Origin of the sequence: Pseudomonas sp. HMSC063H08 (assembly GCF_001813645.1) — a bacterium.
In the GTDB taxonomy this organism is placed as follows: Bacteria; Pseudomonadota; Gammaproteobacteria; order Pseudomonadales; family Pseudomonadaceae; genus Pseudomonas; species Pseudomonas aeruginosa.
This window is the reverse complement of sequence record NZ_KV813528.1, coordinates 1-365: the sequence shown is the minus strand read 5'-3', so window position 1 is coordinate 365 and position 365 is coordinate 1. Positions and strand designations below refer to the sequence as shown.

Genomic DNA, 365 nt, shown 5'->3' with positions numbered 1-365 from the left:
CAGGCCGCCCAGCAGGCCGGTCTCGTCAGCGAACTGGCCGCGCGCCAGCAACTGCTAGACCTGCATCGGTCCACCGCCGACGAGGTAGAGCAACTTGTGCCTCGCATGGAGGAGCTGGCCAAGGCAACTGGCGATCCGGCAGCGATCGAGCGCGTGAAGGATCTCCGCCAGCAGCTCGAAAACACCCGCGTGGCCGCCGACCAGCTCACTTTGGCTCTGCGATCCGGTATCGAGAATGGCATGCAGGATGCGCTGCGCGGTCTCGCCGATGGCACCCTGTCGCTGCAGGAGGCCGCGGTATCGTTCCTGCAGGCGGTCAGCCGATCTCTGGCCGACGTTGCCGCGCAGCAGCTGGCCCAGAAGGC

General features: G+C 67.1%; 1 pseudogene. It reads left to right on the top strand.

Annotated features, from left to right (window positions below):
• Positions 1-365, top strand: a pseudogene (locus tag HMPREF2924_RS22135) (tail length tape measure protein); the annotation flags it as partial.